General features: G+C 63.9%; 11 protein-coding genes. 4 read left to right on the forward strand and 7 right to left on the reverse strand.

Annotated elements, in window-relative coordinates; all coding sequences use genetic code 11:
* Positions 1-32: 32 nt before the first annotated feature.
* The 4 genes from SJ05684_RS15320 to bfr all read left to right on the forward strand — a co-directional run bounded on the left by SJ05684_RS15320 (position 33) and on the right by bfr (position 5,967).
* Positions 33-1,448, forward strand: coding sequence for a Y-family DNA polymerase (locus SJ05684_RS15320; RefSeq protein ID WP_244426607.1), 1,416 nt, complete (start codon positions 33-35; stop codon positions 1,446-1,448).
* Positions 1,445-4,816 (forward strand): error-prone DNA polymerase, encoded by a 3,372-nt coding sequence (locus tag SJ05684_RS15325; RefSeq protein ID WP_034852932.1) that lies wholly within the window; start codon positions 1,445-1,447, stop codon positions 4,814-4,816. The genes SJ05684_RS15320 and SJ05684_RS15325 overlap by 4 nt, the downstream gene beginning before the upstream one ends.
* A 388-nt stretch (positions 4,817-5,204) precedes the next feature.
* Positions 5,205-5,516: a (2Fe-2S)-binding protein gene (locus SJ05684_RS15330; RefSeq protein WP_034853091.1), complete on the forward strand. Its 312-nt coding sequence runs from the start codon at positions 5,205-5,207 to the stop codon at positions 5,514-5,516.
* On the forward strand, positions 5,482-5,967 hold the full coding sequence (bfr, locus tag SJ05684_RS15335) for a bacterioferritin (protein WP_034852931.1): 486 nt from the start codon (positions 5,482-5,484) through the stop codon (positions 5,965-5,967). Before SJ05684_RS15330 ends, bfr begins: the two co-directional genes overlap by 35 nt.
* Before the next feature lie 66 nt (positions 5,968-6,033).
* On the opposite strand, the gene SJ05684_RS15340 is transcribed toward bfr, so the two are convergent.
* The 7 genes from SJ05684_RS15340 to SJ05684_RS15370 form a co-directional block, all read right to left on the reverse strand.
* Complete coding sequence (locus SJ05684_RS15340) at positions 6,034-6,561, reverse strand: RNA pyrophosphohydrolase (protein WP_034852930.1); 528 nt, start codon at positions 6,559-6,561, stop codon at positions 6,034-6,036.
* Positions 6,562-6,686: 125 nt separating this feature from the next.
* Positions 6,687-7,886: a divergent polysaccharide deacetylase family protein gene (locus SJ05684_RS15345; protein WP_034852928.1), complete on the reverse strand. Its 1,200-nt coding sequence runs from the start codon at positions 7,884-7,886 to the stop codon at positions 6,687-6,689.
* Positions 7,887-8,190: 304 nt separating this feature from the next.
* The gene (locus SJ05684_RS15350; protein WP_034852926.1) at positions 8,191-9,513 is read right to left on the reverse strand and encodes a S41 family peptidase; all 1,323 of its coding nucleotides are present in this window, start codon (positions 9,511-9,513) and stop codon (positions 8,191-8,193) included.
* Positions 9,503-10,945: a murein hydrolase activator EnvC family protein gene (locus SJ05684_RS15355; protein WP_095694284.1), complete on the reverse strand. Its 1,443-nt coding sequence runs from the start codon at positions 10,943-10,945 to the stop codon at positions 9,503-9,505. The genes SJ05684_RS15350 and SJ05684_RS15355 overlap by 11 nt, the downstream gene beginning before the upstream one ends.
* 118 nt (positions 10,946-11,063) lie before the next feature.
* On the reverse strand, positions 11,064-11,546 hold the full coding sequence (gene rlmH, locus SJ05684_RS15360; RefSeq protein ID WP_034852913.1) for a 23S rRNA (pseudouridine(1915)-N(3))-methyltransferase RlmH: 483 nt from the start codon (positions 11,544-11,546) through the stop codon (positions 11,064-11,066).
* A gap of 151 nt (positions 11,547-11,697) precedes the next feature.
* Entirely contained in the window at positions 11,698-12,144 is a 447-nt protein-coding gene (gene rsfS / locus SJ05684_RS15365; RefSeq protein ID WP_085939013.1) for a ribosome silencing factor, read from the reverse strand.
* Between the two features lie 187 nt (positions 12,145-12,331).
* A complete protein-coding gene (locus SJ05684_RS15370) occupies positions 12,332-12,901 on the reverse strand; it encodes a nicotinate-nucleotide adenylyltransferase (protein ID WP_244426604.1) in 570 nt (189 codons plus the stop codon).
* Between the last annotated feature and the right edge of the window lie 36 nt (positions 12,902-12,937).

Here is a 12,937-nt window from a genome sequence, read left to right on the forward strand (position 1 = left end):
CTGTCGTTTTCGCCGCCAAGATCGACAATGCCATGCGCCTCGTCGCGCTCGATACGCTTGCGGAACGCATCGGCCTGAAGCGCGGCCAGGGCGCGGCGGAAGCGCGCGCCATGTGCCCGGCGCTCGATGTGATCGCCGCCGACCGGGCGGCCGACCAGGCCTTTCTGGAAGGGCTTGCCGACTGGTGCGACCGCTATACGCCGCTTGTCGCGCTCGACGGCAAGGATGGCCTGTTCCTCGACATCACCGGCTGCGCTCATCTCCATGGCGGCGAAAAGGCGCTGGTCAGCGACGTGCTTTCCCGGCTTTTTGCGCTCGGGGTCGAGGCGCGCGCGACCATTTCCTCCTCCGCCGGCCTCTCCTGGGCAGTGTCCCGCCATGGCCATGACGCGGTCATCGGTCCCGAGGAAGCCGATCGGGTTCTGGCTCCCCTGACGGTCGCGGCACTCCGCCTGCCGGCTGAAACCGCCACCGCGCTCGAACGCGTCGGGCTGAAGCAGATAGGCGATCTTCTCGAGGCGCCGCGCGCGCCGCTTGCCCGCCGCTTCGGTCCTCAACTTCTCCTCAGGCTCGATCAGGCAAGGGGCCGGGTGGACGAGCCGCTCTCACCGCGCCTGCCGGTGCCGAGCTTTTCCGCCGAGCGCCGCTTTGCCGAGCCGCTGCAGGACGAGGAGTATATTCTCGAACTGACCCGGCATCTCGCCAAGGACGTCCGCGCCTCTCTTGAGCGGCAGGGCGAAGGCGGACGCCTGTTCGAGCTCCTCCTGTTCCGCGTCGATGGCCGGGTATTCCGCGTCAAGGCCCATGCCGCCGTTGCCTTGAATGACGCCGGGCGGATCGCGGCACTCTTTCGCGAGCGGCTGCAGGCGGTCCATGACGATCTCGATGCCGGATACGGCTTCGAAATCCTCCGGCTCGCCGTGCTTAGAAGCGAAAGGCTCGATCCCGCCCAGCAGGATTTTTCCGGCGTCCCCGATGAAAGCCAACCGCTTGCCGCCTTCGTCGACAAGGTTTCCGCCCGCTTCGGGCCGGATTGCCTGATGCAGGCGCGCTTTGCCGAAAGCCATCTGCCGGAACGGGCAGGCGGATTTTCCCCCATACGGGACGTCGCAGCTCTCCTGGATGCTTCAGGCCCTGAAGGGGGGGCCTTTCCTGAAAACCGCCCTTTACGGATTTTCGCCCATCCCGAACCGGTGGAGGCGACGGCCGAAGTGCCGGAGGGGCCTCCGCGCAGCTTCAACTGGCGCAAGACCCGCTACCGCGTCGCCCGCGCCGAGGGGCCGGAACGCATCGCCGCCGAATGGTGGATCGATGGCGAGAACCATCCGACCCGCGACTATTTCCGGGTCGAGGATCAGGAGGGCCGACGGTTCTGGCTGTTCCGCGAAGGTCTTTATGAACGGGAAGTCTCCTCGGCCCGCTGGTTCATGCATGGAGTTTTCGCATGAGCGGGAAACCCACCTTCCACGAGCCCCCCATCTTCTACGAACTTGGCGCGCGCACGAATTTCTCCTTTCTTGAAGGGGCGGCACCGGCCGAGGAGATGGTCGTCTTCGCCAAGAAGATCGGACTTTCCGGCCTCGGCATCGCCGACCGCAACAGCGTCGCCGGCGTAGTGCGGGCCCATGCCAAGGCGAAGCTGGAAAGTTATCCTTTCCAACCGGGCGCCCGTCTCGCCTTTGCCGACGACACGCCGGACATCCTTGCCTATCCTGAAAACCGGCGCGGCTGGGGACATCTCTGCCGCCTGCTCAGTGCCGGGAACCTGCGCTCGAAGAAAGGCGACTGCACGCTTTACCTCGCCGATCTCCTCGAATGGCAGGAAGAGCTTCTCCTGATCGTCCTGCCGAAGGACGGCCGGCCGGAACCCGAAAAGCTGGACGCGCTTCTGCAGACATTGCGGGAGCCTCTCGGCAACCGGCTCCATCTCGGTCTGACGCCGCGCTATGACGGCTTCGACCGGCACGATTTCGCCGTTCTGGCCGCCGTCGCCCGCAAGGCCGGCGTCCCGCTTCTCGCCACCAACGATGCGCTCTACCACGATCCGCATTACCGCCCGCTTGCGGATGTGGTGACCGCGATCCGCGAGCATGTGACGATCATGAGCGCCGGTTTCCTCATCCAGAGGAATGCCGAAAGGCATCTGAAGGGGCCGAAGGAAATGGCGCGGCTTTTCAGCGATTATCCCGAGGCGGTCGCCAATGCGCGCCGGTTTTTCGAGCGGCTCTCCTTCAGCCTCGACGAGCTCAGCCATCAATATCCGGATGAAAACGCAAAAGGCGAGAGCCCGGCCGAAAGCCTGCGCAGGCTCGTCGCGGAAGGGGCGATCGAGCGCTATCCAGACGGCGTGCCGGACAAGGTCAAGCGCCAGATCGACTATGAGCTCGAACTCATCCACGAGAAGAAATACGAGCCCTATTTTCTGACCGTCCACAAGCTGGTGAAGTTCGCCCGCAGCGTAAACATCCTCTGCCAGGGGCGGGGATCGGCGGCGAATTCCTCGGTCTGCTTCTGCCTCGGCATCACCGATGTCGATCCGCAGAAATTCACGCTGCTGTTCGACCGCTTCCTGTCGAAGGACCGCGACGAGCCGCCCGATATCGACGTCGATTTCGAGCACGAGCGGCGCGAGGAGGTCATTCAATATATCTACCGGACCTATGGCAGGGAGCATGCGGGCCTCACCGCCGCGGTGATCAGCTACCGCTCGCGCTCCGCCGGACGCGAGGTTGCCAAGGCTTTCGGTCTTTCGGAGGATGTGCAATCGGCACTCGTCAGCTCCATCTGGGGCTGGGGAACCTCTCCTTTCACCGAAGAGCAGGCCAGGGGAGCGGGTCTCGACATGGCCGATCCGCTGACACGGCGCGTCCTTGCCTATGCAAGCCTGCTCATGAACTTCCCGCGCCATCTCTCCCAGCATGTCGGCGGCTTCGTCATCACCCGCGACCGTCTCGACGAGGTCGTGCCGATCATGAACACGGCCATGCCCGACCGTTACATGATCGAATGGGACAAGGACGATCTCGACCAGTTGAAGATCCTCAAGGTCGACGTGCTGGCGCTCGGCATGCTGACCTGCCTTGCCAAGGCCTTCAAGCTTCTGGAAGCGCATTACGACGAGCGGAAAATACTGGCCGAACTCTACCAGGACCAGCAGGAGGCCGTTTACGACATGATCTGCCGCGCCGATACGGTCGGGGTCTTCCAGATCGAAAGCCGGGCGCAGATGAGCATGCTGCCGCGCCTGCAGCCGCGCGAGATGTACGACCTGGTGATCGAAGTCGCGATCGTCCGCCCCGGGCCGATTCAGGGCAACATGGTGCATCCCTATCTGAAACGGCGCGAGGCTCAGCGCCGGGGCGAGCCGGTCGATTATCCGAGCCCGGAATTGAAGGCGGTCCTTGAAAGGACGCTGGGCGTGCCGCTGTTTCAGGAACAGGCGATGCAGATTGCGATCACCGCCGCGGGCTTTTCTCCGAGCGAAGCCGATCGCCTGCGCCGCGCCATGGCGACCTTCAAGCGGACGGGCACGATCCACACCTTCGAGCGGAAGATGATCGACGGCATGGTCGCAAACGGCTACAAGCCGGAATTCGCCGAGCGCTGCTTCAACCAGATCAAAGGCTTCGGCGAATACGGCTTTCCCGAAAGCCATGCAGCCTCCTTCGCCTCCCTCGTCTATGCCTCGTCCTGGTTCAAGGCTTATTATCCGGATATCTTCTGCGCTGCGCTTTTGAATTCGCAGCCGATGGGGTTCTATGCCCCCGCCCAGCTCGTGCGCGACGCGCGCGAGCACGGGGTCAAGATGCTGCCGGTCGACATCAACCATTCGGATTGGGACGCCCTGCTCGAGGGCGAGGGCCTGTTCAACAAGGATGCGATCGATCCGCGCCATGCGGACATGCGGGAGGTCATCAAGTCGCAGAAGGCCGTCCGGCTGGGCTTCCGGCTGGTCAAGGGGCTGCGCCGAACGGATATCGAGGCGCTGGTCGCAAGCCGCGGCGATGGGTATCACTCCGTCCACGATCTCTGGACCCGCTCTGGATTGACCCGTTCCGTGCTGGAGCGTCTGGCCGATGCCGATGCCTTCCGCTCGATCGGCCTCGACCGGCGCGCGGCACTTTGGGCGGTAAAGGCGCTCAACGAGGCCTCGGCGGTCGAGCGCCTGCCGCTGTTCGACGGCGCGGGCTCTGAGGACCTGCGGGCCGAACCCGCCGTCACGCTGCCGGTGATGCCCGAAGGCGAGCATGTCATCCATGACTACCGCAGCCTGACGCTTTCGCTCAAGGCCCATCCGGTCTCATTCATGCGGCAGGATTTTGCGCGCATGGGCATTACTTGCAGCCGCGACCTCATGAAGACGCCGGCCGGAAGACGGGTGACGGTGGCAGGGGTCGTTCTCGTTCGCCAGCGGCCGGGTTCGGCCAATGGCGTCATCTTCATGACGATCGAGGACGAGACCGGCGTTTCCAACATCATCGTCTGGGAAAGGACGTTCCGGAAATATCGGCCGCAGGTCATGGGATCGCGGCTCGTGAAGATCCGCGGCCGCCTGCAGAGCGAAAGCGGCGTCATCCATGTGGTCGCCGAACATATCGAAGACATGACGCCGATGCTCGGCCTCTTGCGCAAGGAGGCAAGACGCTTCGGCGCCAGCGACCGGGCGGACGCGGCCTTGCGGCCGACCGCGGATGCCCGCGACAAGAGGAGGCTTCGCCAGCAGCAGCTCGGACCATCCGCCTACGACGCACCGGGGCACCCAGATGCGGCGGGAGAAGCGGCCGAGGTGATGCCGAAAGGGCGCAATTTCCATTGAGCCGCAACCTGGCGCACCGGCCCTCTCCTACAGCGACGCGCGTCTTTCAGACGCGCAAAAGGTCGCTGTACTCTTTGAATCTGCGCATCGAGCTTTCCGAAAGTCGGATTTCGGGCCGATGCGCTAAGAGATCGGCTGACTCATCTCGTCCAAACCGACCTGACTGCGTAAAAATGTCGCAGACCGCCGGGCAAAGCGAAAGGATTCATGCCTGGGAATGCGCACCTTAGAATCGTCTAATAGAATGAAAACACGAAGCTTTTCGTCAAGATTAGAACGACTCTAACAAATCGGTCCGCTGCGCGCCGGAGAGTTTTTTCTTGACGCTAAACATCCTCTTTTGCTTTATGAGGCAATTCAGGACGTTGCGTTTGACAGGCAAGGCGACATGCTGGTTTGCAGCTGCAATTTCATCTCGGAAAAAGAGATCGAGGATACGATCGTCAACCTCCTCGACGAGGACTGCTGGCAGTTGATCGTGCCGGCGAAAGTCTATCATGCGATGGAAAAGCGCGGCCGTTGCTGCGGCTGTTTCCCCAATGTCGTCGACATCATCGTCCGCACCACGGAAGCCTATCACGCCCGCCGCGACTCGACGGAAGCCGAGATATTTGATTTCATGAACCGGCTCAGACAATTCCATGAAGAGAGTCGGAGGGCGGAACTTGAAAGGCGACGCAAAGGTCATCGAGCAGCTTAACGAAGCGCTCTTTCTCGAACTTGGTGCCGTAAACCAGTACTGGCTGCATTACCGCCTTCTCGAGGATTGGGGCTATACGTTCCTGTCGAAGAAGGAGCGCGAGGAATCCATCGAGGAGATGCACCACGCCGACAAGCTGATCGCGCGCATCATCTTCCTCGAAGGCCATCCCAACCTGCAGACGGTGGCGCCGCTGCGCATCGGGCAGAACGTCAAGGAAGTGCTGAAAGCCGACCTTGCCGGCGAATACGACGCCCGCAATGCCTATAAGAACTCCCGCGATATCTGTCACGCGGCCGGCGACTATATTTCGATGCGGCTGTTTGAGGAGCTGCTTTCCGACGAGGAGGGCCACATCGATTTCCTCGAAACGCAGCTCCAGCTGCTCGAGGCGATCGGCGAGGAGAAATACGGCCAGCTCAACGCCGCCCCGGCCAACGAGGCCGAATAGGCCTCCGGCCGGCCCGCAGTTACGGCAGAGAGCTACACGCTCCGCCCTTACACGCCCTCTCCGCCCCTACCGCAGCAGATGCGCGAAAGCGGCGACGACCTCCTCATAGGCCTTGCGCTTGAAGGGCACGATCAGGCCGGGCAGTTCGTGCATCGGCTTCCATTCCCAGGCGTCGAATTCGGGATCATGGCCCCCCGGCGGCGGGTTGATGGCGATCTCGCTCTCGTCGCCCTCGAAGCGGAAGGCGTACCAGCGCTGCGCCTGGCCGCGATACTTGCCCTTGAGGCCGATGCCGACGAGGTGGGACGGCAGGTCGTAGTGAATCCATTGCGGCGCCTCCGCGAGCAGCGAAACCGTGCGCATGCCGGTCTCCTCATAGAGTTCGCGATAGGCCGCCTCGAGCGGATCTTCGCCCTCGTCTATGCCGCCCTGCGGCATCTGCCAGAGCTGCGGCGAGCCGTCATATTCCGAATTGCCGACGGCGAGCCGGTGCCCGGCCCAGACCAGTCCTTCGCGGTTGAGGACCATGACGCCGACACATGGCCGATAGGGCAGATCCTCCGCCTTCAAAACCCTGCCTGTGTCCTTGCCCATGTCGTCTTCCCTTGCTGTTCTACAGCGCGCGCAAAGGATCGCTGTAGCACTTTGAATGGCTGCATGTCTTCATCCGTAAGGTTCGAATCCAGGAGACATGCAGTGGCCGCCCTCTGGGTGATAGATCAGTTTTGTTGCGGATCGTTGACGAGGGCCGAAACGCCGACGAATTCTATGCCGCGTCCGCCGGCCTCTTCCACCCATTCCGCGATCGCCGCGACGCTTTCCTCGAAGGCCGAGGCGACGCCGATCGCGCTGCCGTTGCGCCGGGCGACGCGTTCGAGCTCATCCAGCCTGCGCAAAATCGCGCCGCGGCTGAGTTCGCTGTCGACGACCATGTCGGCGAAGCCGTGCGGCACGTCAAAGGCGCCGGCGAGCGTGCCGGAAAGCGACTGCGCGGAGGTGCCGTCATCGAGAAAGAGCAGACCGCGCCTGCCGAGGTCGCGCATGACCGGTTCGAGCGCATCCGCGTCGGAGAGGAATCGGCCGCCGAGATAGTTCATGATCCCGGTATAATTGGTGATCTGGCCCATGCTGCGGTGCAGTTCGGCCAGATTCTTCCGCGCATCCTCGGAAACGAGCAGCGCCTCAGGCCCCGGATCGCTGCTGGGATAGTCGAACGGCTCCATCGGGATCTGCAGGAGAATCTCGTGGCCGTCGCGCCTTGCCTCCTGCATCCAGCGCTGCAGGCTGTTGCCGGCCGCGGCGAGGGCGAGCGTTACATCCGGCGGCAGCGCCTGGATCGCTCCAAGTGTTCCGGTCTGGCTGAGACCGAGGCCGCCCACCACCAGGGCGATGCGGGTGCCGCGGGCGCCGGACCAGGGCCGTGCATATTGATCCATCGGCCTCAGCCCGTCCGGACCGATGATCGGCAGCCGGCCTTCCGGCGTGGCTTCGAGGAGATCCTCGTTCGGAAGCGCGGCCATGCGCGGGTCCTGACCGCGCGTCGGCCCGACGCTGATCAAAGCCGGACCGTCGCTCGCGCGCGATCGCGGCGTGTATTTGGTGACGGTCGCGCCACCGCCCGTCAGCATTTCCTCGACATTCGCTCCGGAAAGCGCGCCGCTCGCCCGCAGCGTTCCACGGCTGGGATCCCCGCCTCGCGGCACTTCCGTCCCGGGGGCTGCAATGGCCGTTGCGCCTTCCGCGGTGGCAGGCGTGCGGATCAGGCGGTCGGGCGCGAAAGCGCTCCAGCCGGAAAGCCCGACGACGGCGAGGACGCAGGCGCCGAGAAGCGTATAGGCGAGCATGCGGCGCGGATTGTGCTGACGCGAAGCGCGCTTCCGGCGGCCTTGGCCAAGGGGGGCATTGAGATCAGTTCCCAAACGGAGCCTCGGTCGCCTCGATTCCAATTTGCGGGCGGAGAGAACCGCTCGCAGCTAGCCTCATCCCGCTCCAGGACAATTGCCGGTGTGGTGCGCCGCCCCGAGAAGAATCACCGCATGGCCGGCTACACGGCCGATCCATAGCGTATCGGCCCGAAAATCGGAACCGATTTTCGGAAAGCGCGCCGCGCAGGTCAAAGCTTTACCGCGACCATTGCGCCTGGGAAACGTGCGGCGCTGCAATAGAAAAGGCGCCGGGTTGAACATCCCGGCGCCCCCATGATCTCCTGCGCTACGAGCAGGCTTACTTCTTCAGTTCGGCCTGCTCGGGATTAGCCGGGAAAGCCGGATCGGTCTTGTTGCCGCGCAACAGGTCGAGCGCAAAGTTGAGCTGGATGTCGTCCTTGGCCTCCGGCGGCACATAGGCGACGGAGCCGGAGCCTTCCTCCGTCTCGTTCTGGCCAGGGATATGGCCGCGCAGATCGGACTCGCCCTGCGCCTCCACCTTGCCCAGGAGTTCCGGCGGCAGCGGCTGTTCGACCTTGATGTCGGGCGTGATGCCGGTGCCCTGGATCGATTTGCCCGACGGCGTGTAGTAGAGCGCCGTCGTCAGGCGCAGAGCACCAGCGTCACCCAGCGGAATGATCGTCTGCACCGATCCCTTGCCGAAGGAACGCGTGCCGAGAACGGTGGCGCGCTTCATATCCTGAAGTGCGCCCGCGACGATCTCCGATGCCGATGCCGAGCCGCCATTGACGAGCACGACGATCGGCTTGCCGTCGGTCAGATCTCCCGGCGTCGCATTGAAGCGGCGGGTCTCGTTCGGATTGCGGCCGCGGGTCGAAACGACCTCGCCGCGCTCCAGGAAGGCGTCCGACACATTGATCGCCTGGTCGAGCAGGCCGCCCGGATTGAGGCGCAGGTCAAGCACATAGCCCTTGAGCTTGTCCGCCGGGACCTCTGCCTTGATCTTCTCGATGCCCTTTTTCAGGTCCTCGAAGGTCTTTTCGGTGAAGGAGATCACGCGCAGGTAGCCGACATCACCCTCGACGCGGAATTTCACCGCACGCACGGCGATGATGTCGCGAACGATCGTCACATCGATCGGCTTGTCCGCGCCCTGGCGCAGAATGGTGAGCTTGATCGGCGTGCCGACGGCGCCGCGCATCTTGTCGACCGCTTCCTCGAGCTTCAGCCCGCGAACATCCTGCCCGTCGATTTTCGAGATCAGGTCACCGGCAAGCACGCCCGCACGGGCGGCCGGGGTGTCGTCGATGGGGCTCGTCACCTTGACGAGATCTTCCTCCATCGTCACCTCGATGCCGAGGCCGCCGAATTCGCCGCGCGTCTGCGTACGCATATCCTCGGCGTCGGTCGAGTTCATGTAGCTCGAATGCGGATCCAGCGAATGGAGCATGCCGTTGATCGCATTTTCGATCAGCTTGTCGTCCTGCGGCGGCGTCACGTACTGCGCGCGCACGCGCTCGAAGACGTCGCCGAAAATCGCCAACTCCCGATATGTCGACGAATTGGCCGCCAGGGCCGGGATGGTAGCCGAATAGACGACGCCCATCGCCGTCGCCCCCATCAGCGCCCCGACCAGAACAAGTGAAGCTCTACGTATCATTTCGCGCCCTTCCAACTTCTGCCACGGTCCACCACGGTCGGGAATCAACCGGTTTTCCGTCTTTTCGAAACTCAATGTAAAGTGTCGGCCGGTCCGTTTCCAGCGTCAAGGCCGTCGCACTCGCCACTCTTTTTGCCCCCATTGTCGCGACCGGCTCCCCGGCCACCACGAATTGCCCCGGGCTGACACTGACGCTCTCCATCCCGGAAAGCACGATGTGATAACCGTCGCCCGGATTGAGGATGATCATCTGCCCATAGCTGCGGAACTTGCCGGCATAGACAACCCACCCATCCGCCGGCGTGGTCACCAGCGCGCCCGCATTGGTCTCCAGCATGATCCCCTGCAACGAATGTCCGGTGCCGTCGGCATCGCCAAACTGTCGCAGCAACGTACCTGCGACGGGATAGCTGAGCTTCTGCCGCAATTCGGAGAAGACATATGCGGGCGCAATGCGGTTTTTGTCGGGCACGGCGCTCTTGGCGAGTTCCCGCGCCGCCTCGCGTTCGGCCTCGCTCATGCGCCGGCGCTCCTCGGCCTCGGCGCGGGCGGCCTCCGCGGCATCGCGGACCGAGCTAATCTCGTTTTCGAGCGACGAGATCAGACCCTCGAGATTGGTCGCCTGCTGCGCGAGTTCGGCGGCCTTGCGCTGTTCGGCGGCCAGTTCCGCCGCATTCTGCCGGCGCAGCTTCTCCTTCTCGCCGACAAGCATCGACATGCGCCGCTCTTCTTCGAGACTGGCGGTCATCGCCGCCGACAGCTCCTCGCGTTGCCGGCCGATTCCGCGCCGGATTTCGGCGAGCGCCTCGAGATCGGCGACGAGGCTCTCGGTTTCCTTGCGGATGCCCGGAACGACGGCGCCGAGCAGGATGGCGCTGCGCACAGAGGCGAGCGCGTCCTCCGGCGTCACCAGGATCGCCGGCGGCGGATTTCGCCCCATGCGCTGAAGCGCCGCGAGCACCTCGGCGAGCACGCCACGCCGGGCCTTGAGCGAACGCCTGACCGCATCTTCCTTGACGCGCAGTTCGCCAAGCCTCTTCTCGCCTCCGGCAATCTGCCGCTCCAGGTCCTGGCGCTTCTTCGCCGACTCGACGATGGCGGAGCGCAGCGCCGCATTGCTTTTGTCGATCTCGGCAATCGTCTGCTCGAGCGCATCGGCGCGCTCCTGCGAGAGCGTGATCGTCCTCGAGAGCGACTCGAGCTCGCTTCGCGTGCTGTCCCGCCTCAGCGCAAGAGAGGCTGCCGGGTCAGGAGCGGCTGCCGCATCCGGAGCCTGCTGCTCCGCGGTCGCCGCGCCGGCGGGCGCATCCTCGGCAACAGCCGGAGCAACTGCCGCCAGCAGGAGCGCCGCAACAGCGGCGCCGCGGCCGAACCGTCGCACGCCCGGCGCGCTCCCGCTCCAATCCGCGGCTCGTTTCCCTCGGCGTCTCATTCCATGCCCTTAAAAATCGGCCATGCCCCTTAAAAATCGGTAGAAGACCCTAATCCGATTTTGGCCGGGCCACCAACACATAATCGCGTTATCGCTTCGCGAGGCCTGAGTAGCGACATCAGGCCCGATGATAGGGATGGCCGGAGAGGATCGTCACGGCGCGATAGAGCTGTTCGGCGATCAGGATGCGCACGAGCTGATGCGGCCAGGTCATCTTGCCGAGGCACAGGACCGCGTCGGCGCGCGCATGAAGCGCCGGATCGAGCCCGTCGGCGCCGCCGATGGCAACCATCAGATCGCGTTTCCCCCCATCCCGGAAGGTGGCGAGCAAGGTCGCGAAAGCCTCCGAGTCGATCGCCTTGCCGCACTCGTCGAGCAGCACCAGAAGGCTGCCGTCGGCAAGCGCCTTTTCAAGCTGGGCCGCTTCCTCGCGCTTGCGCGTCTCGGCATTGGCCGCCCGGCTCTCGTTGACTTCGACGAGGCGCGACAGCTCGAGCCCGACGGCCGGCCCCGTCTTGGCGAAGCGGTCGAGATAACGGGCCGCGAGCTCCTTTTCCGGCCCCGCCTTCAGGCGGCCGACTGCGAAAAGTCCGATACGCATGGCCCGTTCTGTCCCCCGGGATGGCCGATCATTCGACCGGCAAACGCCGCTCCCGCTGTCATCGGCCCTCAGCCGTGACAGCCGCAATTCAACTTCGGCACCGGTCGCCGCTCCGTCCCAAGGCTAACGGGTCAGGTACGGGCGGCGTGTCTCAGTGCAGGGTGCTCTCCTCGACGTCCGGGGCGGCCCACATCTTTTCGATGTTGTAGAACTCCCGGATCTCGGGCCGGAAGATGTGGACAATCACATCGCCGGTGTCGATCAGCACCCAATCACCACCTTCGAGACCTTCGACACGGGGGGTGCCAAGTCCCTCGTCCTTCAGGTCCGTCGTCAGGTGGTCGGCAATCGCCATCACATGCCTGTTCGATCGCCCGGAGACAACGACCATGAAGTCTCCCAGCGCCGACTTTCCGGCAATATTGATGGTAACTATATCTTCTGCCTTCGAGTCCTCTAGGCTTTCGAGGACCAGCTTGAGCGCACGGACAGCGGCTTCGTCGCTCGGTTCCGTGCTGCGCGGGATAGCGGAGATCGCATATCCCTTGGCGTGTGCTGTTGTCAGGGTTTTTCCTTTCCAAATGAACAGAACAAGCACTCTCGGTTCGCGATTCTCTTCGAACCGTAATCAAATGTAGGCATCAAACCCCTGCCGTTTCAAGAGACGGCGATGAAAACGCCGGAATTCACCGCGAATGGGCCCACTGCATGTTCCCTTAAATCGGCGCAGATTTAAGGGAACATGCGGGCAACTCAAAGAGCTGCAGCGACCTTTGCGCGCCTGATTAGGCGCGCGGCGCTGCGGAGCGCAGCGCCGTCGAGCTCAGGGGCGAGCGCCGCCCGTGAATGAAGGTCCAGGCCGGCGCGGGCCTGAAGGCCAGTGTCGCGGCATCATCCTCGTCGATGCGCGCATGGCTGAAAGTCCGCGCCATGCGCGACGAAAGATAGGCAAGCGTCGACCCCGGCCGGTCGATGACCGCGATTGGGAAGGTGTTGACGATCCGCCGCCAGTCCTGCCAGCGGTGGAAGCTCTTCAAGTTGTCCGCTCCCATGATCCAGACGAAGCGTATGCCGGGATTGCGGGCACGGACGAATTCCAAGGTGCGGGCCGTATAGCTCTGGCCGAGCGCCTTTTCGAAGGCGGTCACCTTGATGCGCGGATTCTCGGCAAGCCTCTCGCTCGCGGCGATGCGCTCGCCGAGCGGCGCCAGATTGTGGTTGTCCTTCAGCGGATTGCCCGGCGTCACCATCCACCAGAGCTGATCGAGGGCGAGCCGGCGCAGCGCCGTCTCGGCAACCAGCGCATGGCCCTCATGCGGCGGGTTGAACGAGCCGCCGAAAAGGCCGACGGCCATGCCGCGCTCGACATGCGGCATGCGCAGATAGTCCGG

The organism is Sinorhizobium sojae CCBAU 05684 (genome assembly GCF_002288525.1).
GTDB lineage: Bacteria > Pseudomonadota > Alphaproteobacteria > Rhizobiales > Rhizobiaceae > Sinorhizobium > Sinorhizobium sojae.

Coding starts and splice junctions, on each gene's coding strand:
- SJ05684_RS15320 (WP_244426607.1), top strand. CDS start 33: ATGCGCCTCGTCGCGCTCGATACGCTTGCGGAACGCATCGGCCTGAAG.
- SJ05684_RS15325 (WP_034852932.1), top strand. CDS start 1,445: ATGAGCGGGAAACCCACCTTCCACGAGCCCCCCATCTTCTACGAACTT.
- SJ05684_RS15330 (WP_034853091.1), top strand. CDS start 5,205: ATGCTGGTTTGCAGCTGCAATTTCATCTCGGAAAAAGAGATCGAGGAT.
- SJ05684_RS15340 (WP_034852930.1), bottom strand. CDS start 6,561: ATGGGCAAGGACACAGGCAGGGTTTTGAAGGCGGAGGATCTGCCCTAT.
- SJ05684_RS15350 (WP_034852926.1), bottom strand. CDS start 9,513: ATGATACGTAGAGCTTCACTTGTTCTGGTCGGGGCGCTGATGGGGGCG.
- SJ05684_RS15355 (WP_095694284.1), bottom strand. CDS start 10,945: ATGAGACGCCGAGGGAAACGAGCCGCGGATTGGAGCGGGAGCGCGCCG.
- rlmH (WP_034852913.1), bottom strand. CDS start 11,546: ATGCGTATCGGACTTTTCGCAGTCGGCCGCCTGAAGGCGGGGCCGGAA.
- SJ05684_RS15370 (WP_244426604.1), bottom strand. CDS start 12,901: ATGGCCGTCGGCCTTTTCGGCGGCTCGTTCAACCCGCCGCATGAGGGC.